This is a genomic window from Endozoicomonas elysicola, assembly GCF_000710775.1.
Lineage (GTDB): Bacteria > Pseudomonadota > Gammaproteobacteria > Pseudomonadales > Endozoicomonadaceae > Endozoicomonas > Endozoicomonas elysicola.
Genome location: NZ_JOJP01000001.1, coordinates 1923177 through 1946073, shown reverse-complemented (window position 1 = coordinate 1946073; position 22897 = coordinate 1923177). Strand labels below are relative to the sequence as shown.

Below are 22897 nucleotides of genomic sequence, written 5' to 3'. Positions count from 1 at the left end.
CCCCTTACTTCCCTTCACCATTTTTCTCAGCCGCCGCGCCATACACACGCTCTTCTGGCTGGAAGCGGGTTACATTAACGTCTTCATATTCCAGACGCGGCTTGGCATCACCATTGAAGAAGGTGATGGAGTGTTTCAGGAAGTTGACATCATCACGGGCTTCAAAGCCATCAATACGCTGATGCGCACCACGGGATTCTTTACGCTCAACACCACCAATAGCCATACACTCAGCGACCATCAGAGAACTTTGCAGTTCGAAAGCCTGCAACAATTCGGTGTTAAATACCTTGCTCTTGTCTTCTACCTTAACGTTTCTGAAACGGTCACGAAGTTCAGAGATTTTGTCCAGACCGGCCTGCATCTCTTCGCCAACCCGGTAAATACCAAAACTGTCTTCCATGGCTTTCACCATTTCGTGACGCAAGTGAGATGCCTTTTCAGTGCCGTTTGCGTTGCGCAGGCTTTCAATGGCTGCCAAGTGCGCTTTTGCCTGATCCAGCAATTTACTTTCATCAGACATCACGTTCTGACTGGCAAAATCAGCCGCACTTTCACCGGCAACCTTACCGAAAACCACAGTCTCTGCCAGAGAGTTTGAACCCAGACGGTTAGCACCGTGCATACCCACGCTGGCACATTCACCAGCAGCAAACAGACCCGCCAGATCAGTAGCACAGTTAATATCCGCTCTAACACCACCCATGGTGTAATGAACAGCAGGACGAACCGGAATTGGCTGATGAACCGGATCAACACCCAGGTAGTTTTTCGCCAGGGAACAGATCAGAGGCAGACGCTCCATCAGTTTCTGTTCACCCAGATGACGCAGGTCCAAGTGAACGGCATCACCCAGCGGCGTATCAATGGTGCGACCTTTACGCTGCTCCTGCCAGAAAGCCTGAGAAAGCTTGTCCCGTGGACCCAGCTCCATGTATTTGTTCTTTGGCTGACCAACTGGTGTCTCTGGTCCCAGACCGTAATCCTGAAGATAACGATAACCATCCTTGTTCAGCAGAATACCGCCTTCACCACGACAACCTTCGGTCATCAGAACACCAGAGCCTGGCAGGCCAGTTGGGTGATACTGGACAAATTCCATGTCGCGCAGAGGCGCACCCGCACGCAGAGCCATGGCATGACCATCGCCGGTTACAATGGCACCATTGGTGTTAAAACGGAAAATACGACCAGAGCCGCCTGTTGCCAGTACTACAGATTTCGCTAGGAATACTTTAGGTTCCCCGGTTTTCACTTCGATCGCTACAACACCCTGAGCACGACCATCTTCCATAATCAGATCAGTGGCGAAATACTCGTCGTAACGCTCAATTGATGGGTACTGAGTGGAAGTCTGGAAGAGTGTATGGAGCATATGGAAGCCAGACTTGTCTGCAGCAAACCAGGTACGCTCTATTTTCATACCACCAAAGGCACGAACGTTCACGTCGCCATCCGGCTTACGGTTCCATGGGCAACCCCAGTGCTCCAGCTGGATCATCTCTTCTGTGGCATGGGACACAAAATAGTCCACTACATCCTGATCACATAGCCAGTCACCACCCGCAACGGTGTCAACAAAATGATTTTCCAGAGAATCATGATCCTGAACCACCCCGGCAGAACCACCTTCAGCCGCAACGGTATGACTTCTCATGGGATACACTTTGGAAATCAGTGCTACCTTTAGTTCAGGATTTTTTTCTGCAACGGCAATCGCAGCCCGAAGACCGGCACCTCCGGCACCGACAATGGCTACATCAGCCTTTATGACCTGCATACGCAAACCTCTATCACCATTCACCACTACCCCAAACAGGGATAGCCAGAGAACTGGCTAAATCGAATAATTAGAGAAGGGTTAAAAATCTAGGACAAGAGTTTATATAACCCCAAAATCAATGCCATTGACATAGAACAAAAATAAATCAATGTTTCGGAAAAACCATATTTTATATATGGAGATATAGGAGTAATCACTATAAACAACAGCAATCATTTTGCGGTAGGCAGGTATACTTTTTAAACCTCAAACAACTTCGCTCCACTCACCAAGATTACGTAAAAAAACCTATAGCCTGGAGATAAGCTGAGACAGGATGACAATACAACCAAATAAAAAGCATAGAGACATCAAAACAACTCCACCTGGAGCCCGGAACGAATTTTTGTATTCTGTATTTTTCCTGAGTACATAAACCATTGCGGTAGGCAGCAGTATTGCCAGTATTGCCAGAGCAATTGCTGCATAACCTAACGCTGCAACAAAACCATCCGGAAACATAATGGCAAAAATTACCGGAGGAATAAAAGTCACCAGAGCGGTTTGTAATCGATGAATACGGGTATCTGCACGCTGCAGTAAATTGGCAAGATAGTCAAACAGGCCTAGGGCAACCCCCAGTACCGAAGTTAAAAGAGCCAGGTCAGAAAACAGATACAAGATAGTATGCATGTCATCATCTCGGCTTAATTCAGAGATTAAATGGGCGGTTGCTCCGGAAGACTGGCTGACTTGCAGTAATGTTGCTTCTGGCAGAATCCCCATTACTGCAATCAACCACAGCGTATAGACGGTTAATGGAATCAACGTAGCCAGTAAAAAGATAAGAGGAATATGTGCCAGCTGCTTTCTCTGATAGATGATGATACTGGGTATACCACCATGGTAACCAAATGAAGTAAATATCACAGGCAGCGCTGCCATCAGTGAGAAATACCCGACATCTGTCGAATGAGTCATGCTCTCATAACGCACCGATGGAGCCAGAGAAATCAGTGCAAGTATGAAAGTGATAATCATCAAACTGAAGAAAATTCTGTTGATAAGGTCCACTGCCCGGGTACTGTAATAGACAAACGCACCAGCAATCAGGGCAAACAGAATCACACACAATTGAGAAGATGCCCCTGGAATAGCAACCTGAACATACTGTGCCAGTAATGACCCTCCTCCCGAGAAATAAGCAGACATCAGCGCATAAAAAAGACCAAGTGGCGCAATAGCCGAGAGAACTTTACCAATACGCCCCAGCGTTCTGCTCGCCATTGTGTACAAATTACAGCCTGGTTTAATGGCTACATTGGCCTCAAAAGCATATAAGGCGGAAATTACGGCAAAGAATGCTGTTACCAGAAAAAGAATGATTACGGGTATCAATCCGGTACTCGCTGATACCAATGGCAATGCCAGCATGCCTGCTCCTATTGCCGTTCCAGCCAAAATCAAAGCACTGCCAATTACGGTGGAACGACTTGGTTCAGACATAAGCGAGCACCATCACTGATTATAAATTTCAGTGATAAAGATAGGGGAATTTAGCAAAGATGCTTGCCTATTTATGTCCTGTTGGACAAAGTCAGTCTGAATTGCAGGTAAATTCTGCTTATTTCAAAAATGAATATAGTAAAGTTCAGTACGTTATTTATTTCCAGAACTCATCACGGGGCCTTATTAGCCACTTCAGCTTCCCGGGTACGAGCAGCGATGGATTTGAGGCTGTCAAACCGCTTCTGTAATGCCAGTAACTGAACGTCAACGCTGGCATCGACAACCCCAATTTCACTCTCCATAATGCAGTCACCAACTGCAAGTCGTGGGTCGGCAACAAGGTCAATGAAACCAACCCCTTTATAGTCTGCCAGTATCATATTCAGTCGCGCCTGTACGGCACTGTATTGTGCAGGCGGTATACGAATAGTTACGTGCTTCTCATTTCTGACATGCTGAAGCGCATTTTTGACCAGACTGATGGCAAGATCTTCCTGGTTAAACTCACCTATGATCTTTTTAACACCGGACAACAGAATGTTCGCAAGCGTATCTTCAATATCGGAGAGATAGTTGATGGTTCTGCTGACCACTTTCAACATATGATCAGTCTGTTCAGCCTTACTTTGAGCCATACCATCCTGATACCCCCGCTTTTTTTCATGCTCATACGCCTTGCGGGCTTCCTCAGCAATACCCGCAGCCTGCTGCTGGGCAGCCTTAATAATTTCCTGTGCCTCAAGATAGACAACGTAGTCATCAGCCTTGAGAACCTTGCAGGTTGGATCCAGCTCAAGCTGGACATTATTCAGGATAACAGGTGCCGCCACTGTCCATTCACCTCTTTATGCGTTTTTACCAGTAACTTCACACATTGAGCTTTACTCAGCCCCCCCGCATCCGGGGAGCTTAATGTCTTTTTCCAGCTGCTGGGCATTTTTAAAATCAATCGCTGTCGAAAAGCACCGGGTAAGTCAGAAAACGCCATGGAAATAACCTGCTGGCCATTGGTTTCCAGGTACGCTTTGAAGCGGTCCAGATGCTGCCAGTCAATGAGCAGACTGGGGCCGGATTTTTCCGAAGCTCTGCTGAGAAACTGTGCTTTTTTCACTGCAAAGCGATAGGCTTCTTCCCCTAGACACTTTTGCAAAGCCACACGCTCATCCCGACGAATGACTGACCGGACAGTCCCCTCGTTTAGTATCAGTCCCAGGTAAAAAGCCAGACGCTCAATTTCTTTGGCACTGGCAAAAACTACCCTTTTATCCAAGCGGCCAAAATCATAATCAAACTCATTCGCGATACCAAACTTGTTCAGCAAATAGCTGGATATATTAAACTGCGCCGGCACACTGGACTGAAGCCCTTTAAGTAACCTGAAATGCTCATCCGTTTTCAGCCAGCTCATGTGCACATAACGAATGGGAAATAAGTTGAACTCAACCATATGATTGAACAGAGTTGTTCCATTATATTCCTGAAAAACATTATTACTGTTCATTGGTCATTTCACTCTAACCACATTCACTCTCAACAAGCACCTGTATCGTTTGACTGCACACAGAGCCTTAAGAAAATCTCTCTGCTGTTAACTATCAATAGATTTTTTCTTCTTCTTCTTTTTCTTCTGTTCCATCATCCAGAAGAAGTAGCCACAGGCACCAAGCGCTAAAACCAGCAAGAGAATCAAAGAATAGACAACAATTCGAATAACCCCTGCGGAGTTGGGAGTAACATCAACAAATAACACAGTTTCTGTTGATGGCTTGGCAAAACTGCCTGAGTTCAAGCGTGTCGCCGGGAACAATGAAACCGTGATTTTTTCCAGGGAAAGCCCCTCAATACTGTTAGCTACCAGGGTTTTCACTTTTGGGATCAAGCCGGCAAGCTCCAGCTCAGGGGTATACTTGATAAATATAGAAGCAGATGACGGGTAGTTAACATCGGTAAGACTGTCCTGCTCCTGTGGTAATACAACATGTACCCTGGCCACTATCACCCCATCAATCATTGACAAGGTTGAGGACAGCTCCTGAGACATTGAGTAGGTATATCGAGCTCGTTCTTCCGTTGGCGATGAGATCAGCCCGTCTTTTGGGAAAATATCACCTATTGATGAATACTTTTCTTTTGGAAAACCCAAGCTGTTCAATACCTTAACAGATCTTGAAACATCACTCCCGTCAACCATGATGGTGACTATCTTATCTTTATCCACCAGTTTTTCACTGGGAATATCATTATCGATGAGAATAGCCAGCATTTCGTTGCCTTCTTTCTCATCAAGCCCGGAATAAAGCTCGACTTTACACCCCAACAATAAAAGGCTGAAGAGACACAGCACTGTATATCTAAAGCTCTGGACAAACCCCTGTTTCATGACGAGCCAACCTTATGCACGTTAAAATATTTATTGCTCTTACTTTTAACGGCCAGTTGAAGAGAAAAATTATAATTTTCAGAGTATAGTTTCGAAAGATATAGTTAAGGAGGGAAGCTGAAAGAAAATCATCAGGTTTTCCTTCAGCTTATAGATACATCAGCACCCAGTCATATGAATCCAATATGTCTGGATACTTATGATTTATTGATTACGTAACAGTGTATCGAATGTCTGAGTGCTCTTACTGACAATTTTTCCGATATAATCTTCGGTGATCATCAGGTTAGTCATAGCCATTTGGGTCTTAAACATATCCTTCATACCCATAGCCTCACCAGGTGCCAGATGCATTTTCACCAAATCAGCCCTGCTTTCCACATGATCCCTGAGCCCCTGCATGCCTTTAAGCACCTTATCTCCCAGTGTCAGGGCTGGTGCATCGGGGTTTGCAGTCACTTCTATGGGCTTGAAATTTGCTGCCTGTACAGCCTCATCCGGCGTTTGCCCAGATACCAGCTCAGCAAAACGTCCCGCGGCCCCTTCTTCAGGTTGATCAGGATTGGCAAAGCCTTCCTGCGTTTTTTCCAAAGCCTTATCGGCAAGATCACCCGTCTTGATAAGATTGTCCGCCATGATAGTAACCTCTGTTCATTATTTATTGGTTTGAGGTACTTATAAATCCTCTTTGCTGCTTTAGGATCTACTGGCATTAGCATGCCTGTGCTCTTACGCCTAACCAGAAGCATCCTGGCTTGATGCTGAGAAAGAATACTTATGTCAGCAGAGCCTGCTACAGCTTTTTATATTTTTTATTTATTTCATTTATAATTTTAGCTCATCCACCTTATTCATCAGAAACTGCATTGCACTTTCTACGCTTGGTCGGTTGAAATCGACATCATGAATAAATAAGCAGATAAACAGCTGGTTCTCTTGAACACCTACCTGTAAAGGATAGGGGAAGCTTTTTTTATAATGGCACTCTGCCAGTGCGCGCTCTAAAATTGGCAAACTATTGAAACTATCCATTTCTCGAACCAGATACATCAAAATACCGTCTTCTTTCTGCTCCATATAGAGAGAGCCTGCCCCTTCAATCTGAAAGCAGACAACGCCGGTATCGCCAAAATCAAGTCCTCTGATACCCATGCCCTCACCTAATTCAGTGATTACATTATTGCGCCAGTCCATGGTGCTCTCTCCAGAAATCAGTTTTTATTATAAAACGTACATGAATGACTTAGTCATCCATCATATAGCCATCACCATCTTTATCCTCAAATGGTGTTATATCCCCAACAGAAGGATTATCAAACCCAGTGTATGTTGGCATCCGCCACTGATTGCCCATAACCGGTTCTATTTGCTGATCTTTTGAAGCCGCATCGACTTTTTCTTTTTGAGCAGCGACACCATTTTTTTCTGGCGTATCAGCTTCAGCTTTGATTTCACCCACAGACCTCTGATCCGCCCTGATTCTAAATTTGTGAGAAGACTCTATATTGTCAAAAGTATCGACCCCAGGTTGACGCAACAATGGCTCCTTCCTTGGGTTTTTAAAGGCATTTTTCAAAGATTTTGTATAGTGAGATTTTCTTATTCTCGAGTCTATATCAGAAATAGCCCCTTTAAGGCTGGCAAGCTCATTATTTATTTTTTCCAGATCGAAGCCTGAGTCACGATTATTTTTCAAAACATCGATTGCTGTCTGAACAAGGTCAGCAACACTCTTATCTGGATTCTGTGCCTGCCATGCTCGAAGCGCTTCTTTATCTGGAGGAATAAGCTTTAATTCCTTCCCACTTCCCTCTGGAGTAATGGCAATTTTCAGACCTTGAGCGAATGTTCCTTTACCCCGTTTCTTGGCGACAGCACTCAATGCCGACAGGGTATCCGGATCATTATTCAGAGCGTGCTCCAAACCAGTCACAGCACACCCGTACACAAAATCTGTATCTTTTTTCTCTTGCAGGCCACGAGCCTTATCCAGAAGCTCATCCTGCCTTTTTATAAGCTCCTTATCGGGAAGCCCATCGATACTGCCCTTTGCTGAAACCTCCGCGGTGGTATTTTTTGCTGAACCAGCAGAAACTTTATCTACTGTGCCAGAAGCTTCAACCTGTGCTTTTTGGGTTGGTACAATATCAGGCATTGGACTTACAGCGGTATCCTGACTCGGTACAAGGTCAGGCAGTGGACTTACAGCTGTATCCTGAGTCGGCACAAGGTCAGGCAGTGGACTTACAGCGGTATCCTGAGTCGGCACAAGGTCAGGCAGTGGACTTACAGCGGTATCCTGAGTCGGCACAAGGTCAGGTATTGGGTTGGCTTGAGCCCCCGTGACATTGACCCCCAGATCACCAAGAATGTCACCAGAACGAATAAAACCATCTAAATTAACTTCTTTCTCTCCAACTTTTCCGTACTCTTTATCCGAAGTCCAACCACCTTCTTCAATCAAGGCCAGTGAATCCTGTTCTTCACCGATAGCCGCTACGAGACCACCTTTAATTTGTTCATTAGCAAAAACTTCTTCTGGAATATCACGAATCAAGGTAGCCGTCTTATTAATAAGTGCAGTTTTGGCCTGTATTGTCTGATCAGACATTCCCATTTGATCCAGCAGTGTGACAAAGTCACTACCGACAACAAACTGCTTATCCAATATATCCAAAAACTTTGTCATATACAGTTTGCCATCAAACTGTTCTACACTATTCGGAGGTCTTCTCATCTCTCCCTGGGCTTCCATACAAGTATCATGGATACCTACAAGCCTTTTTAGCGTCGTCATATCATTAATAACTGAACGCAAGTGAGTATCTTCTGTTGTAGACGTCATCTTATTCAAATCACTACTTAACAATTTGAGCCTGATGTCTACATTGGTTTCAAATTCCGTCGACTCTTGCTTATTATTCAGATCCTTAAAAGCCTCTGAGAGGGACTTATGATCTTTAACATGACCAAAGACTTTCTGATTAATCTCAGTATACGAAACACCATCATACTTCTCAGCCAGCAAACCAGCTGCTTTTGAAATTTCTACGCCAACTTCAATATATTTAGGGTGTTCTTGCTCCAGCGTTTCAATGGCTTGGAAAACTTCATCATCAGGCTGGGCTTTAAAATCTACGGCAAGTTCATAAAGAGCGACATACTGGTGATAAGGATCCTTGAATTGCTCTTTGGCACCTTTCAGATAATCTTCGTGCCGATAGTCTTGTTTTGAATCTTCAGGAAAACGCCGTTTAAAATCATCAACACCCTGAATCTCTTCAACAATCTTGATTTTTTCGATTAATTCAAGCTGTCGTTCACTCTCGGTTTTACCTTTGGATACTTTGAAGTCACTCGCCTTTTTGTGGTTAGCAACCAACGCCGTTGCTTCTTCACTCATATTACTGGTAGCAACCAACGAAGCTGGATTCGATGCAATAATCGCTCGCCCGTTACTCTGCCCAGCCTTTTCAGTGCCTTGCGCCACCGCTGCGGGAGTCAGCTGCTGCGTCACTCCAGACCCTGGAACCCCTCCAATTGGATTACCCATCTCTTCCCTCTATACAAGAAAAAGCCAACCACAGAGGTTGGCTACATCTTATAAACCACGTCCTTTAAATACCCGATCATCAAGCTCTGGTTGTTGACTTCAGGGTTTCGAACCATGACCGGATAATTTCGTCCATTTTGCTCAGAACTGTCTTCTGCATATCTTGATGCAGGTTCATAAACTCAGTTTCAGACTGAGCCGCGTTATCATAGGTTTTCTGCATCGCTTCATGAATTTTCACCTGAGCCTGATGCATACCAGCCTTATAGTCTGTACCCGCTTTAATCATATCGCCGGATGCAGAAATAACCTGGGAAACACCATTCGCCACAGCCACCTGCTGTTGCATCGCCCCCTGATTTGGCGCATTACCGGCTTTAACGGCAAGTCCAATCGAAGCAGCACCCGCTATGATTTTCGTACCTGCACTGACCCAGCCACCAATGGCTGACATCAAGGCAGCTTTCTTCATCTCTTCAGCCTGGTTTAGAACCTCATTCTTGGCAGCTTCATAATTGACTGCACGGAATTCCCTGGCCTGACGTCGCTGAGTGGTACTCATCTTAAACAGCAGTTCCATCACTGCAAAGATATCCACCAGCTGCTCCAGTATTTTCAGGTCCTCAAAAGTTTTGCCTGCAGCAAGCAAATTCATACCGGCGCTGTTAGCTCCTAGCAGGGCTGCAAGCCCCTGGGGACCGCTGCGCATCATTGCAGCCTGATTTTTCAGTGACGTAGGATGACTTGAGAGAAGAATGACTTCAATCTCCTGGTCACTGAAGCCCATTTTGGCCAGGAGCTGCTTTTGTTCTGCACTACCAAGCTTCGGATGCTGCCCATTCAATAATGCGGCAAGGCCTTCAGCAGCATCGGCAAACCCGAGAGCCTGTAAAACTGCTTTTACATCAGAGCCTGCTGCTCGCATCATATCAAGGCGGCTGCCATCCGTATCCGGTGGCGCAAGGGACATAAGCGTTTTAATCTGGCTATCACTGTATCCTAACGATCGGAGGATCGCCGTTTTCTGGTCCAACCCCTTAGCACCACCATGCTGGGCAGCCAGAAACGTGGTAATGTCCTTAGAGCCTGACAGCTGCTCAAGGTTATCCAGTTGGAACTTATGAAATCCCCCCATACCTGCCAGTACTTGCCGCTTACCTTCAGCCGTTTCCACGCCTTTGCCAGACAAAAGCTCCATATAGGATGCCGTGTCATCAAGGACGGCTGCGTGTGATTTCAGTTTCGCGGCTTCACCTTGGGTCACAGAACCATTCAAGATATTATTGAACAGCTGTTTGGTCGACTCCATGGCCTTATCAGTGGACTTGGACAAATCCCCCAGCATTTTGTTGGCATTCGTCATTTGATTCGTTGACAAATCATCAGGAGTGGGCAGCGCCGGTTTAAGTTGTTCTCCGGCTTTCTGGAGATCTTTCAATGCCTCAGTACCAGTATGCTGCTTTGAGGCAATCCGCAAACTCTCCTGCTGAAAGTCAATGTCACCCTTCTTGATTGCCGCTTTCTTTTCTGCTGATGTCCCGCCTTTTTCAAGGAGCATGTTCATATGCGCATTCTGCGACGCGCGGTCTGCACCGGATATTCCCTCAGCCATGCGTTACCTCCATGTATCACCGTTAAGGTAAAAACAACCTTAATTAATTACCCTTTGAGAGCGGCATTGAGCTTCGTCATCGTCTCATTGGTGTCTTTCATCATGCCAGTCATGACCTGCCAGACCTGCTGCATATCCTCAATAACTTTACGGATATCCTCGGTCAGGTCATCAATGATGTGCTGATTTGCCAACATCCAGGCAAATAGCTCTTTAGCCTCAGCTCTTAACATATCCGCCTGATACTGCATGGTCGTACTGACAGCACTGGATGAGCCATCGCCTACCATGGCTCCACCACCTGCAATTCTCGCCAGTCGGGCAAAACGTGCAGCCATACTGGCCATTCTGGAAAGTCTTGCCGTAGTGGTTGCGGCCGTGGTTACCTGAGCCGTAACCGTAGCACCGCCCGAGGCACCACCTGCTGCAGCGCTGGTACCTGTGGCAGCAGCATTGGCAGCGGTAGATGCGGTAGTCCCTGCCCCCGCAGCAACAGCGCCACCAGCACTCAACACCAGAATAATTGCCGACCAGAAGACCATAGCTCCGATCATGGCATTTTCTTCAGAGAGCCCAAAAGCCTCGAACATTTGTGCGACACCTTTATTCATCCAGTCGCCTGTTTCAGAGGAAACTGTCATTAGCACCGTCAGGGCAAGTGCTGCTGCCATAAGGCCCATGGCAAGAGGCGAACCAACACCAGTGGCAAACATGACAACCATAACAACCGCCATAATGGCTACGGCAATGTAACCAAAGATTCGACTGATCATGCCGGCCTTTTTGGCTTCTTTTGCTTTTTCAATAGAGTCCAGAATCTTGTTTATCCGCTTTTCTGAGGCCTGCTCCCTGGCCACCTGATTCAACTTGATGTTTTCCTGGTCAAATAACAGCCGGTTATTCTGGATTTTTGTTTGTATACTCATAAGCATTTGTGTTGCCGTATCAACATCAATATGCTTTTTGGAGTTTAGAAAGGTGGCATTAAAATTTTTCAAATCTGCCTGTAACTGAGCATGAAGATCAGCAGGCCCACCCTTCAAGTTGCCAACCCTGTTAAGGGTATCTGCAAACAGGTTGCTCAGATTCTCAAGTGAGTCATCACCAGCTAACCTCCCAGTAACCCGGGCAGAGAATGAGTGCATACTCGCCAGAGAATTGTCTGGGTCATTGGGATCAGCCATTGCAAGCAGCCCATCAATGAGCTCCTCACTGTATCCGAGGGACAAGAGATGATCCTTATTGCTTTGCAAAGTACTGATGTGCTTGGCGAGCGGGTTTTGTCTCTCAAGAGAAGCGCCGAATGGGTCCAATATGTCCGGTCCACCATTTTCAACGAGAAACTCTGAAAGCAGGCCTAGTTTGGCAGCCTCAGGATCGGACTTGGCAAGCTTCTCGATTTCTGCAAAGACAGAGATCTCTTTCAGCACTTTTTCTGAAGGTGAGTCGGAGCCTTCTGTTGGCACATCCAAATTATGTTGAGCTTTTATGGGTGGATCAATATCGTCCTGTGCGCTGGCCGTGGAAACACTGTTCTCAGGTGGGTAACCACGGCTGACGCGCTCTTCTTTTGCAACCTGTTCTTTTTTCTGCTGCTGCAAGAGCGAAGGATCTATCCCCGTTTGATCCGTCGACTGAGGTCCCTGTTGAATAGTAGACATCCTGATTACTCCTCAGTTATTTAAGATTTTCCAACATGTTCTTGGCACGCTCCAGGTCTTTGGCGTACTCAGGGCTGCCATCGGACCATTCAATAGAGGTCTCATAGGCTATCTGGGCTTTTTCTTTATCGCCTTTGGCCATATGACAATCACCGATATACATCATTGGACGAGGGTCATCAGAATCAAGAATCGTTGCAAACGAAAAGATCTCTATAGCGCTGTCATACTGCTTCTGCATTTGCTGACATGCGCCCAGCCCCAAAAAGTATTTACGGTTGAAATGGTCATAAAAGCATAGAAACTGAAAAACCTTCTTCGCTTCTTCGTACTTCCCACTCTGGTAAAGGTTGTAAGCCACTGAGTAGATAGCCTCCATGGCATCATCACTCATGTTTTTCAAATCCTTGAAGGTTCCCCCCTTACCGAAGAAATTCAGGAGCATATCCTCCAGCTCTTCACCTTCATAACCGTTAAGATCTTCATTATTCACGTGAGACTCCTCCATGAGTTAACGCATATTCTGAATAATCGTACTTATTGACTGGAAGTACTTATTGATGAAATTCGAAAGCATTTCAAATGTCTGGTTGTATTTATTGATGGTTTGCTGAAGCTTGGTGGTTTCCAGTTGCGACTGACTGGTAAGAGACTCAATCTTCCCTTTAAGGGCTTCAATATTCACATCCCACTCTGCGGAATTATAGGAACGAAGACCGTCACCATCGCCATCCGTACCAAGCGGGTTACCATTTGAATCTTCAGCAAGCTTGGCACCCATTTGCTCCCAGAAATCTTTCATTTCCTGAGTGATTTCAGATCTGCCGGAAGTGCCCGCAGTCGTTTTTAAAGACTTGGCTTCAGCCAGCCAGGCATTCGCCGTTTCAAGCAAATCATTCTTCTGCTGGATGGATTCAATCTGCTCTTCCAGCTGTGTCTGAAGAATGTCCGCCCTGGCCGTCAATACAGACATTATTAAGGCATCCAGACTGGGCTTGGTGAAATCTACCGGTTCACCCAGAAGGTACGCATTAATTTCTGAAGCCCCGGGACCTATATAATTATCACCGTTCCAATTGGCAGGATTGCTGACTTCCTGAACCAGAGCAATAGGGGCCTGTAGATAGACCAGCTCCTGGGAAGCCTCATCAAGCTGACCGGTATACTGCAGCGAATTAAGTGTCTGCTTATTGACGGAATAAAAGTGTGTTGGGGCTAGGGAGTTGCCCTGATCATCCGGATCGGCCAGTGACAGCAGGGCTTCAATCTGAGCATCGGTATAACCTGCAGCACGCAGTGAAGCGATTCTGGCATCGTTCAAAGTAATTGTGGGCGAGGTCGTTCCTGATTCAGTACCGGTGGAACCAGTGCCGCCAACTGGGTTACTCATTATTGACTCCCTGTCTTATTGGAATATCCGTAAAAGCACTACCTTTAACTCTAGGTTATGAAACAATGTTCTTGCCAATTACACCTTGGTCGATAATTTTTTATAAGAAAAATGAATTAAATTTAAATTTAAGGCATCCATTTATTTATAAGGTGACCCCTGATGTAACTTTTAATCAATAGCTTGTCTTGACCTTTCGCACTTACAGCTTGAAAAGCATCCTCCATTGTTTTTTCACTGCCAACCTGAGGCGCATCCAAAATACTGTCAACAAATGCGGCCTTAAAATCACCAAACATCTGGTAACCTCTAGAGCCTTCACTCTTAAGGTCACGAATCTGCTCCTCGGTAATGGTTTTTTCTACTTTGTCCTTAATAGCCAATGCTGCTTGTTCAACAGCAATCTCGAAGTAGTTCTTATCAAGATCTGAGGGGGGAACAGATTTACCTGTTGTTGCCATGAAGCGTTTTTCCATATCAGTGGCATTAGCTGGCACAAAAGGGTTTGTACTACTCCACTTTAATTCACTAACACAACCTTGCAATTCACCTTTGATTCTCATAAACCAGGCTTTTCCCGATTTACTTTCATCTGTCGGCTTCCAATCAAGACCAAGCCCATCAATATCTCGATTCCAAGTCTTGGCTACTCTGGCTCGACTTTCGGCATTCCCCTCTAGATCCTCATGGCTCAAATTAACCTGAACTTCCTTTTCATGGGTTTCAACTGGCTTTACCTCGATTGAAGATGTTTTCTCAATGACCCTGACTTTTTCTGGAGGCTTTCCATCTTGAGGATCAGCTGCCCGTTTGCGCTTAACCGTTTGAACCTGGCGACGCTTTTCCTGCTCTTCACTTTCTTTTTGAAGCTCTCCTCCCTTCCCATAGCTATCCAACCTTCGTAAAGCGATCCTCAGCATGTCAGATACTTCAGCCTTGGCAATTTCCTGACTGGGTTGCGCCTCAAGACTCTTACGCTGGTCTCCAATTGATAACAAAGGAGAGTATAAATTGGAGGAAACCCAGGGAAACTGTTCTTTAGGGAGTACTCTCATAAGCCGGTTAAACATGGTCTGACAATGTTCGGGAGTAGGATCAAGCAACTCCAGCGCCCTATCAAATGACGAATTAAAATAATTCAGTCTGTCAAACTGGCGGGGACCGCTGCTATCCAGTTCTTCCAGAGGTGAATGTGCGAGATAGGAAAGATCATTACTCTCACGATGGAGGTCTTCTAAAAGACTATCCAGCTTGTCGTCCATCGCCAGCTCTTTGTAATCATCTCTTCCCCGTAAGGTTTTCGAAAACTCTGCAAACTGTGCTTTATTCGACCAACGAAGAAGGTTTTCATTGAGCCATTCATCAAACGCTTCGGTACCGAAAATTTTGTCAAGCTGAGCGTCTACAGCACTCGCTGCTGAAGCAGCGTCCGGACTCTCCCTGACTGAGGAACTGCCACCTCCATTGATAACGGGTGCAGGCGCTTTTTTTCCGTTTGGCTTCATAAAAAAGCTGCCAGCCGTATCATTTTCATCAACACTGTCAGCGCTGGGTTGACTTGAACCAGAGCCGCTCTTCGTTTTGTCTATTTCAGAAGATGATTTATCACTCTGGTTATTATTCTGCTGGTTTGGATTCTGGTTATTGCTGGGTTGCTGATGCTCTTGCTGTTGCCTTGAAAGATCTGGAGACAGATCAGCAATTAGCAGCCCCGTTAACCCACAGGTAATAGCAGCTGAAAGACCGGCCATTAATATAAAAACAAAGGGGGCACCTGCAGGGCTTGCCAAAAGACCAAAAAGGAAAGTCAGGGCAAAAAACACCGCCAGGCCAACGGCGATCTTATTACTAAAAAGCCCCATAAACCAGTTAGCGACTGCTTTAAGTGCTTTTAAAAACTTCCCTTTATTAACCTGCCCGCCACCTTCGATAGTGATCGTTTCATCACCATTAATTGCCGCATCATTGTCGGCACCGGTATTGCTGATCGTAATAGAGGCATCATTAGTTTGAGAATCAACAGGAACCGGAAAGCTTGTATTGGGAGGAGAAACAACATCTTCTGGCGCATACTGAACTTGAGGCGAAGTCGCAGAGTGAACCGGAGTCTGTATCCCAGTTTTTACATCACCCGAACCGGGGACCGTTGCTTGATCTGACTCTTCTCCTTCTTCGAACCCTTCATCAACATCTTCACTTTCTCTTGGATTGGCCACCCTTTGATTAGAAACCCCAGCTATAGCAGGATCAACAGAAGCCGGAAAGTCTTTATGGGTATCAGGAGTCAAATCCTCTGGATCATCTTCAACTTCAGACTTATTAGAACCTGAAAAAACAGCAGAGTCTTCTGAAGTTTGTGAATCGTTTTCTACATCATCCAGACTGGCTGCAAGAGCATTATCCAGCGCTTTTCCATCTTCAAATCCTTCATCCCCTTCGCTGCCAGTTGCGCTGATCGTTCTCTGTTTGTTAGCAGGTGAAACAGTAGGTGACCCCACACTCCCCTTGCCTAACTTAGACTCAACCTCTTTAGGTTTGACGGTTCTCTTACCCGTTGGAGTAACAAACTTACCACTCACACCACCAAGCTTACCCTGTGAGCTTAAGTCCCCTTGTGAAAGAACCTGTGGCCCCCCAGAAGGCCCAGACGGTGGATGTGCCATGCGAATTCCTTTTCAAAAATATTCCTTATATAAAAGAAAAGTCTAGCTGATGAATAAACGGCAAATTCAATAATTAAAAGAAATTTATAAAATTATTTTAATTTCGAATAAAACAAAAAAATAATAACTATCCTAATAGCTGTTATTTAATGAAATTAATCAGGGTCTCTGACGTGCTTGAAACACTCTATATTCTGGCAATAACAGTTGAAGCCATGGCAGGTGCTATTGTCGCTGGCAGAAAAAAAATGGATCCATTCGGTATTTTAATTATTGCCTGCTGCACCGCATTCGCCGGAGGCACTGTTCGAGACCTGGTACTGAATAACCACCCCATGGTATGGGTTGGCAAACCAGAATATCTAATGATTACCTGCTCAGCTGCCCTGCTGGTGTTATTCATCCGCCCCTGGATTCGCTATATGACTGAGCTTTTTCTGGTGCTTGATGCCGTAGGCCTGATCACCTTCAGCATTATTGGCGCCCAGAAAACGCTTGAATTAGGGCATGGCTATATTATTGCTGCAACCATGGCTGTATTTACCGGCGCTTTTGGGGGCGTCGTTCGGGATATTCTTTGCAATCAGGTACCACTGGTTTTTCGCAAAGAGCTCTATGGCAGTATTGCATTTCTTTCTGCATGGCTGTATTTCGGTTTGATAATGACTCCTCTTTCAGCTAATAGCGTTATTCTTATCACACTGATTTCCGGATTTACTCTGCGTATTCTGGCTATTTATAAAGGACTGGAGCTTCCAAAGTTCAATTTTGATGACTCATCCACGCCTGAGGATAAGCCTGGGCAGTAGGTATGAACTGTTAATCTGCTGACATTTGAACCAATAAAAAAGGCATCAGTGCCTCATCCAGAGTCCACTGGACGCTCGTAAAACTCCAGAAGAGCAGACATCAAATCCTTTGGACTCAAAATCCCTACCAGGGTTCCCTCTGAGACGACCGGTACCCTGAAGGCCTTATCAGTCATAAATCGTTGATAAACCGTGATAATATCTTCCTGTGGGTCGGCCGTCACAACATTCCTTGTCATGTATTCACTTACCAGACCGGCATCCTGGGAAAAATAGCTACCATTCAACGTGCCTTCCAGGCAATCAGACTCTGACAGAATGCCTACAAGCACTCCTTCATTATCCACAACCGGTGCAGCAGTAATATTATGTTGCAGTAAAATACGAATTGCTTCAACAACTTGTATATCCGGAGAAATGGTTACAACTTTGGGGGTCATGCAATCTTCAACAGTAATCGATCTCACAATCACCTCCTTCGGGATATAAATCCCACTCACGCCAGCGACTGATACCTGTTTAATTTTAGTCTTCAATCAAACAGATATCTGAATATATCTAATTTGTCAGAAGCTATTTCACCGGTGGCATTTAGCAGATTACTCCGTATATTGACCAACAGTACAAGTCTCACACGTGCAAAGCAACAATAAAAACCAGGAAAAACAATCAATTAGTCTCTCATCTATAAAATATTCACCTATTACTCTGAAAGTTGAACTTATATACGAAATAACTATCTAACTTTGTGACCAGAAAACACATATGGATTTACAAGGAATTAAAAGATGACTACACCAGTAGCCAGCCAACCAGCTTCCAATGCTGTAGTTACAAACACTCAACAACAAGGTCATGCTCAGGACAATTCGACCAGTAAAGGTATACTTCTCGGACTGGGCATTGCGTTTGGACTCTCGGTAAAACCGTTTTTAACACTTGGTGCCTGTTATATCGCCTATGCTTCCACCAACCAGAATCATCAGGACTGGCTATACGATAGTTGTTCCAGTTTAGCGGTTTCCTCTGGTCGAAAAATTTCTGCTGTTGCTTCTGATGCCGTTAATGCCTTTTATGAAAAGGGCTGTGCTCTTGCTTCTGCCAGTAGCAGTGCCGCATCAAGTGCAGCGTATGCAGCATATGATAAAAGTTGCAGTCTGATTTCCAGTGGTGGGAGTGCTGTCTACCAAAGTGCTTCCCGAACCGTTACTGGATTAACTGCTCTTGCTAAAAGTATTGAATACTCACCATTGATGACCGGCAATAGTGAGCTTCCAACCAATGTGAAACCAAAAGTTAAAACGGATTGAGTCTGTTTTCATAAAAACAGCCACAAAATCCATATACCCAGAGGATTTCAAGTTGCTGCATGGCGCCCCCCGTTAGCCTACAATGAGTAAGTAATCGGGCGGGGCTAACGCTCCAGTGAGTGAACTTAGCCAGCAAAGTAGCTGCTTGAAATGCAACGGGTTTGGCACCTCTGGCTGTGTATTTTTGGCTACAGTTCAATATAAGCCTCTTACATCATTACTTATTTTTTCAACCGTCTGTTTATATACGTCACTGTAAAAAGCATCCACCCCCTATTTGACGACAGCCTTTGACTCAATGTCTCAGTGGGCGTTACCTACTGGAAATTAAACCTGTTGGTAACGCCCACTGGTCAGTCATAACCTTTGCAAGTGGAAAAGAACGCAGCAAACTCTATATAATACGCGGCAATTTCAAACCGATACCCACACAGAGACTGACTGTCAATGAGCTATTCATCTATTCCTGCTGGCAAAAATCTCCCAGAAGATATCTACGTAATCATCGAAATTCCTGCTAATGCTTCTCCAATAAAGTACGAAGTCGACAAGGATATGGATGCCATTCTGGTTGACCGTTTCATGGCAACCCCCATGTTTTACCCAGCAAACTACGGCTACATCAACCAGACCCTGGCCGACGATGGCGACCCACTGGATGTTCTGGTCGTTACCCCATACCCGGTCATTCCCGGTTCTGTGATTCGCTGCCGTACCGTAGGCATGCTGAACATGTCTGATGAAAGTGGTCGTGATGAAAAGCTGATCGCCGTTCCTCATGACAAGCTCTCTGCCATCTATAAAGATGTGAAGGAATACACTGACCTGCCAGCTCTGCTGCTTCAGCAGATCGAGCACTTCTTTGAAAACTACAAAGACCTTGAGCCAGGAAAATGGGTCAAGATTGATGGCTGGGAAGGTTCCGAAGCGGCCTTGGAAGTCATCAAGAAATCTGCCGCAAACTACAAAGGCTGATTTTCTTTATTCTGAGCTCAGGTTTTCTGACCTGAGCTCAGACAATCCTGCTTTTTGAAACAGTATTAATCACTTCCCCTTGCATCTCTGATATATCACTGCAAAATAAATAGAACTCACCATTATAAACCGCAGGTTGTATGCCAACGCTATCTCTTCGCCTGATCTGGCCTTTATTGCTAGGCCTGTTGATATCCTTGTCTGCTCAAGCCAGCCTGACCCAGCTGTTTGGCTCTGATTCCAGTGAGAGCCCGGCATTTCTCCCTGTTGAAGAAGCATTCCGGTTCACGGGGCGAATTGAGGATAATAAAGCCATTATTGATGTTCAGGTCACACCGGAACACTACCTTTATAAGCACCGTTTTACTTTTACTCCTATCACCGATATTTCTAAGCTGGAAACGGCTGCCTACCCAGATGGCGAACAGATTTTTGACCCTTATTACAATAAAGAGCTTGAGATTTTCAGTGAGAATTTCATCGTCGAGCTACCAGTAAACTATTCGGGCAATCTTCCTGAGCTGGAAATTGGATTTCAGGGCTGTGCCAAAGCAGGGCTTTGTTACCCTCCCCATAAACTGACCATCCCTCTGATTACTCAGACTGAAATCAGTGAACCGCCCAAGGCCATCAAAACCAGTCTCTCAGAGATGCCCGGCTCAGAGAATGCATTCCAGCAGCAACTCGAGCACGACAGTCTCCCGATCACCCTGATTCTCTTTGTACTGGCGGGTATCGGTCTGAGCCTGACGCCCTGTGTTCTGCCAATGTTTCCGATACTCTCCAGCCTGATTCTGGGTGCCAGAGAGTTAAGCAAAGCCAGAACATTGATTCTGACGTTAACTTATGTACTCAGCATGTCCATTACCTTTGCTACTGCCGGTACATTAATGGGGCTGTTTGGAGCCAGCCTTAATTTACAGGCAAAACTTCAATCCCCCTGGCTGCTGGTGCCAATGGCTATCCTCTTCGTGCTCCTGGCTCTGAGTATGTTCGGCCTGTACGAACTGCAGCTGCCCGCCCGGATTCGAGATAAGCTCAGTGGTAATCAGCAAAGATCCGGCAGCTTATATGGTGCCGCGGTGATGGGGTTACTGTCAGCGCTGGTCGTCTCGCCCTGTGTCTCTGCACCATTGGCGGGTGCCCTGATCTATATCAGCTCAACGGGTGACGCACTGTTTGGCGGCTTGACACTGTTTGCCCTTGGCTTGGGAATGGGGCTTCCACTGTTTGCTCTGGCCATGGGCGGACGCCACTGGTTGCCGAAATCAGGCTCATGGATGAATGGTGTCCGAGGGCTGTTTGGTGTTCTTCTGCTTGGCGTAGCCATCTGGATGCTGGAAAGAGTCATCCCTGCCACGGTGACCTTGTTCCTCTGGGGATCACTGTTGATTGGCAGTGGTATTTTTCTGGGAGCACTCCACTTTCCAGTCGACATGGCCGCAGAAACAGCAAGCCGGAAACTCAGGCAGGCCATTGGTATTCTGTGCCTGATCTATGGAACCTGCCTGATTGTTGGTGCTGCCATGGGCAACAGTGATCCACTGAGGCCACTTTACCGTCAAAACAGCCCATCAACGTCACTGATCTCTGACAAAACGGTAACATCAGGTTTCAGAACCGTTACCACGGTGAGCGAACTGAATAGCCTGCTTGCAGAAGCAGCCAGCAATCAACAGCCTGCGCTGGTTGATCTCTATGCTGACTGGTGTATTTCCTGCAAAATCATCGAGCGCACCGTTTTCCCTGACCCACTGGTTGCAGAGCAGCTTGCCGCTATTACACTGATCAAACTGGACATCACCGACAACACCAGAGAACATCAGCAGTTTCTCAACCAATATCAACTGTTTGGCCCGCCAGCCATACTGTTTTTCGACGCTGCCGGGCTGGAACTGCCCGCCTTGAAATCGCAGGGTGAAATCACGGCCCCCCAACTCCACCAGAAGCTGTTAAAGCTTCTGCATACGCTTGATGTCTAAAGATGTCTGAAACAGGCATGAAATTCTTCGTAACTGTCGTTAACCTCCTGTAACACGCGCAAACTGGACGCACCCTTGACAATGGGGCAAAATGCCTGATCAATAACGATTGCAATGTGCTTCAGAAAGAATTTCCTTCAGCCGGAAGTCAAGAGGATAAACATGGCAGACATTCTTGTGCTCAACGGCCCCAACCTGAATTTACTGGGTACCCGAGAGCCCGGTGTGTATGGAGCAACCACACTTGAGCAGATCAGCCAGAACCTTGTTCAGCTGGCTGCCGATGCAGGCCTTGGTCTGGAAAACTTCCAGAGCAATGCAGAACACCTCCTGGTAGAACGCATTCATCAGGCAGGTCAGGATAAGGTACGCTTCATTATCATCAATCCGGCAGCGTTCACTCATACCAGTGTTGCGTTGCGGGATGCACTGCTGGGCGTCGCCATACCGTTTATTGAAGTACATCTTTCGAACGTCCACCGCAGAGAGCCTTTTCGCCATCACTCCTATTTCAGTGATGTGGCTGAGGGTGTCATTGCCGGTCTTGGGCCAAAAGGTTATGAACTCGCGCTGACTGCCGCTATCGAAACTCTTGCCAGACAGCCATGAGTCAAATTGCCAGGAGGCTGCCCACAAGATAGATCGGAAGGCAGCCTCTTGAGTTCATTTAAATGACCGTGCGGGTATTTAAACCGCTGCATGGACAACGTAAAAAACTGACTACCCAATATCTGACGTTTCGACGAGTCGAACGTTCGATTTTTGGAAAAAATCAACCACACTGGCCGGCCGGTTCTGCCAGTACAAGCATTTGAGACTGACTATGGATATTAGAAAAGTAAAAAAGCTCATTGAGCTGCTGGAAGAATCAGGTATCGATGAACTCGAAATCCATGAGGGCGAAGAGTCCGTTCGCATCAGCCGTTACTCCAAGAACGCCCCAGTCGCTCATGCCCCAATCGCCTACCCTGCGCCTGCACCGGCTGCAGCCCCGGTTGCAGCAGAAGCGGCACCAACTGCTCCAACTGCACCAACGGCTGATCCAGTACTTTCCGGGCATCAGGTCAAGTCTCCAATGGTTGGTACTTTCTACAGCTCTCCATCCCCAGAATCACCGGTTTTCGCTAAAGAAGGTCAATCGGTTAAGGAAGGCGATGTACTCTGCATTGTTGAAGCCATGAAAATGATGAACCAGATCAAGGCGGATAAATCCGGCACTATTACGGCCGTTCTGGTTGAGAATGGTCAGCCAGTAGAGTACGACCAGCCCCTGTTCACCATTGCCTGAGAG

Annotated in this window: 20 protein-coding genes; 6 read left to right on the top strand and 14 right to left on the bottom strand. The window is 46.1% G+C overall.

What is annotated here, in order from left to right:
- Positions 1 to 4: 4 nt before the first annotated feature.
- The 13 genes from frdA to GV64_RS08185 form a co-directional block, all read right to left on the bottom strand.
- Positions 5 to 1780 carry a fumarate reductase (quinol) flavoprotein subunit gene (gene frdA / locus GV64_RS08245; RefSeq protein WP_020580566.1) on the bottom strand — a complete coding sequence of 592 codons (1776 nt, stop codon included), beginning with the start codon at positions 1778 to 1780 and terminating at the stop codon, positions 5 to 7.
- Positions 1781 to 2071: 291 nt separating this feature from the next.
- Positions 2072 to 3268 (bottom strand): amino acid permease, encoded by a 1197-nt coding sequence (locus GV64_RS08240; protein ID WP_026257975.1) that lies wholly within the window; start codon positions 3266 to 3268, stop codon positions 2072 to 2074.
- 173 nt (positions 3269 to 3441) lie between these two features.
- The gene (locus tag GV64_RS08235; RefSeq protein ID WP_020580569.1) at positions 3442 to 4101 is read right to left on the bottom strand and encodes an HrpE/YscL family type III secretion apparatus protein; all 660 of its coding nucleotides are present in this window, start codon (positions 4099 to 4101) and stop codon (positions 3442 to 3444) included.
- On the bottom strand, positions 4080 to 4772 hold the full coding sequence (locus GV64_RS08230) for a SctK family type III secretion system sorting platform protein (RefSeq protein WP_020580570.1): 693 nt from the start codon (positions 4770 to 4772) through the stop codon (positions 4080 to 4082). Before GV64_RS08230 ends, GV64_RS08235 begins: the two co-directional genes overlap by 22 nt.
- 87 nt (positions 4773 to 4859) lie before the next feature.
- A complete protein-coding gene (gene sctJ, locus GV64_RS08225; protein WP_020580571.1) occupies positions 4860 to 5651 on the bottom strand; it encodes a type III secretion system inner membrane ring lipoprotein SctJ in 792 nt (263 codons plus the stop codon).
- Positions 5652 to 5855: 204 nt separating this feature from the next.
- Positions 5856 to 6287, bottom strand: coding sequence for an EscI/YscI/HrpB family type III secretion system inner rod protein (locus tag GV64_RS23700; protein WP_020580572.1), 432 nt, complete (start codon positions 6285 to 6287; stop codon positions 5856 to 5858).
- A gap of 189 nt (positions 6288 to 6476) precedes the next feature.
- Positions 6477 to 6845 carry a type III secretion system chaperone family protein gene (locus GV64_RS08215; protein ID WP_020580573.1) on the bottom strand — a complete coding sequence of 123 codons (369 nt, stop codon included), beginning with the start codon at positions 6843 to 6845 and terminating at the stop codon, positions 6477 to 6479.
- A 49-nt stretch (positions 6846 to 6894) separates the two neighbouring features.
- Positions 6895 to 9168, bottom strand: coding sequence for a TyeA family type III secretion system gatekeeper subunit (locus GV64_RS08210; RefSeq protein ID WP_236632927.1), 2274 nt, complete (start codon positions 9166 to 9168; stop codon positions 6895 to 6897).
- Between the two features lie 115 nt (positions 9169 to 9283).
- Positions 9284 to 10816 (bottom strand): hypothetical protein, encoded by a 1533-nt coding sequence (locus GV64_RS08205; RefSeq protein WP_020580575.1) that lies wholly within the window; start codon positions 10814 to 10816, stop codon positions 9284 to 9286.
- 47 nt (positions 10817 to 10863) lie between these two features.
- Entirely contained in the window at positions 10864 to 12477 is a 1614-nt protein-coding gene (gene sctE, locus GV64_RS08200) for a type III secretion system translocon subunit SctE (RefSeq protein ID WP_034844143.1), read from the bottom strand.
- Between the two features lie 16 nt (positions 12478 to 12493).
- The gene (locus tag GV64_RS08195) at positions 12494 to 12970 is read right to left on the bottom strand and encodes a SycD/LcrH family type III secretion system chaperone (RefSeq protein WP_201772472.1); all 477 of its coding nucleotides are present in this window, start codon (positions 12968 to 12970) and stop codon (positions 12494 to 12496) included.
- A gap of 18 nt (positions 12971 to 12988) precedes the next feature.
- On the bottom strand, positions 12989 to 13867 hold the full coding sequence (locus GV64_RS08190) for a hypothetical protein (RefSeq protein WP_020580578.1): 879 nt from the start codon (positions 13865 to 13867) through the stop codon (positions 12989 to 12991).
- A 128-nt stretch (positions 13868 to 13995) separates the two neighbouring features.
- A complete protein-coding gene (locus GV64_RS08185) occupies positions 13996 to 16530 on the bottom strand; it encodes a hypothetical protein (protein ID WP_020580579.1) in 2535 nt (844 codons plus the stop codon).
- Positions 16531 to 16679: 149 nt separating this feature from the next.
- Here GV64_RS08185 and GV64_RS08180 point away from each other — a divergent pair, with 149 nt between their 5' ends.
- Positions 16680 to 17339 carry a trimeric intracellular cation channel family protein gene (locus GV64_RS08180; RefSeq protein ID WP_033402521.1) on the top strand — a complete coding sequence of 220 codons (660 nt, stop codon included), beginning with the start codon at positions 16680 to 16682 and terminating at the stop codon, positions 17337 to 17339.
- Between the two features lie 53 nt (positions 17340 to 17392).
- Here the strand turns inward: GV64_RS08180 and GV64_RS08175 are convergent, their stop codons facing one another.
- A complete protein-coding gene (locus tag GV64_RS08175; RefSeq protein ID WP_152553968.1) occupies positions 17393 to 17806 on the bottom strand; it encodes a CBS domain-containing protein in 414 nt (137 codons plus the stop codon).
- 321 nt (positions 17807 to 18127) lie between these two features.
- Between GV64_RS08175 and GV64_RS08170 the strand changes: the two genes are divergently transcribed.
- The 5 genes from GV64_RS08170 (at position 18128) to accB (ending at position 22894) form a co-directional block, all read left to right on the top strand.
- Positions 18128 to 18649 (top strand): hypothetical protein, encoded by a 522-nt coding sequence (locus tag GV64_RS08170; protein WP_020580582.1) that lies wholly within the window; start codon positions 18128 to 18130, stop codon positions 18647 to 18649.
- 447 nt (positions 18650 to 19096) lie between these two features.
- The gene (gene ppa, locus GV64_RS08165) at positions 19097 to 19624 is read left to right on the top strand and encodes an inorganic diphosphatase (RefSeq protein WP_020580583.1); all 528 of its coding nucleotides are present in this window, start codon (positions 19097 to 19099) and stop codon (positions 19622 to 19624) included.
- Between the two features lie 140 nt (positions 19625 to 19764).
- Positions 19765 to 21606 carry a protein-disulfide reductase DsbD gene (dsbD, locus tag GV64_RS08160; RefSeq protein ID WP_020580584.1) on the top strand — a complete coding sequence of 614 codons (1842 nt, stop codon included), beginning with the start codon at positions 19765 to 19767 and terminating at the stop codon, positions 21604 to 21606.
- Positions 21607 to 21768: 162 nt separating this feature from the next.
- Positions 21769 to 22215, top strand: a complete 447-nt coding sequence (gene aroQ / locus GV64_RS08155; protein WP_020580585.1) for a type II 3-dehydroquinate dehydratase — start codon at positions 21769 to 21771, stop codon at positions 22213 to 22215.
- 214 nt (positions 22216 to 22429) lie between these two features.
- Entirely contained in the window at positions 22430 to 22894 is a 465-nt protein-coding gene (gene accB, locus GV64_RS08150; protein ID WP_020580586.1) for an acetyl-CoA carboxylase biotin carboxyl carrier protein, read from the top strand.
- The last annotated feature ends 3 nt before the right edge of the window (positions 22895 to 22897 follow it).

Bases quoted from the DNA above. Each gene is read 5' to 3' on its own strand.
- frdA (WP_020580566.1), bottom strand. From the start codon at position 1,780: ATGCAGGTCATAAAGGCTGATGTAGCCATTGTCGGTGCCGGAGGTGCC.
- GV64_RS08240 (WP_026257975.1), bottom strand. From the start codon at position 3,268: ATGTCTGAACCAAGTCGTTCCACCGTAATTGGCAGTGCTTTGATTTTG.
- GV64_RS08230 (WP_020580570.1), bottom strand. From the start codon at position 4,772: ATGAACAGTAATAATGTTTTTCAGGAATATAATGGAACAACTCTGTTC.
- sctJ (WP_020580571.1), bottom strand. From the start codon at position 5,651: ATGAAACAGGGGTTTGTCCAGAGCTTTAGATATACAGTGCTGTGTCTC.
- GV64_RS23700 (WP_020580572.1), bottom strand. From the start codon at position 6,287: ATGGCGGACAATCTTATCAAGACGGGTGATCTTGCCGATAAGGCTTTG.
- GV64_RS08215 (WP_020580573.1), bottom strand. From the start codon at position 6,845: ATGGACTGGCGCAATAATGTAATCACTGAATTAGGTGAGGGCATGGGT.
- GV64_RS08205 (WP_020580575.1), bottom strand. From the start codon at position 10,816: ATGGCTGAGGGAATATCCGGTGCAGACCGCGCGTCGCAGAATGCGCAT.
- sctE (WP_034844143.1), bottom strand. From the start codon at position 12,477: ATGTCTACTATTCAACAGGGACCTCAGTCGACGGATCAAACGGGGATA.
- GV64_RS08190 (WP_020580578.1), bottom strand. From the start codon at position 13,867: ATGAGTAACCCAGTTGGCGGCACTGGTTCCACCGGTACTGAATCAGGA.
- GV64_RS08185 (WP_020580579.1), bottom strand. From the start codon at position 16,530: ATGGCACATCCACCGTCTGGGCCTTCTGGGGGGCCACAGGTTCTTTCA.
- GV64_RS08180 (WP_033402521.1), top strand. From the start codon at position 16,680: ATGAAATTAATCAGGGTCTCTGACGTGCTTGAAACACTCTATATTCTG.
- GV64_RS08170 (WP_020580582.1), top strand. From the start codon at position 18,128: ATGACTACACCAGTAGCCAGCCAACCAGCTTCCAATGCTGTAGTTACA.
- ppa (WP_020580583.1), top strand. From the start codon at position 19,097: ATGAGCTATTCATCTATTCCTGCTGGCAAAAATCTCCCAGAAGATATC.
- dsbD (WP_020580584.1), top strand. From the start codon at position 19,765: ATGCCAACGCTATCTCTTCGCCTGATCTGGCCTTTATTGCTAGGCCTG.
- aroQ (WP_020580585.1), top strand. From the start codon at position 21,769: ATGGCAGACATTCTTGTGCTCAACGGCCCCAACCTGAATTTACTGGGT.
- accB (WP_020580586.1), top strand. From the start codon at position 22,430: ATGGATATTAGAAAAGTAAAAAAGCTCATTGAGCTGCTGGAAGAATCA.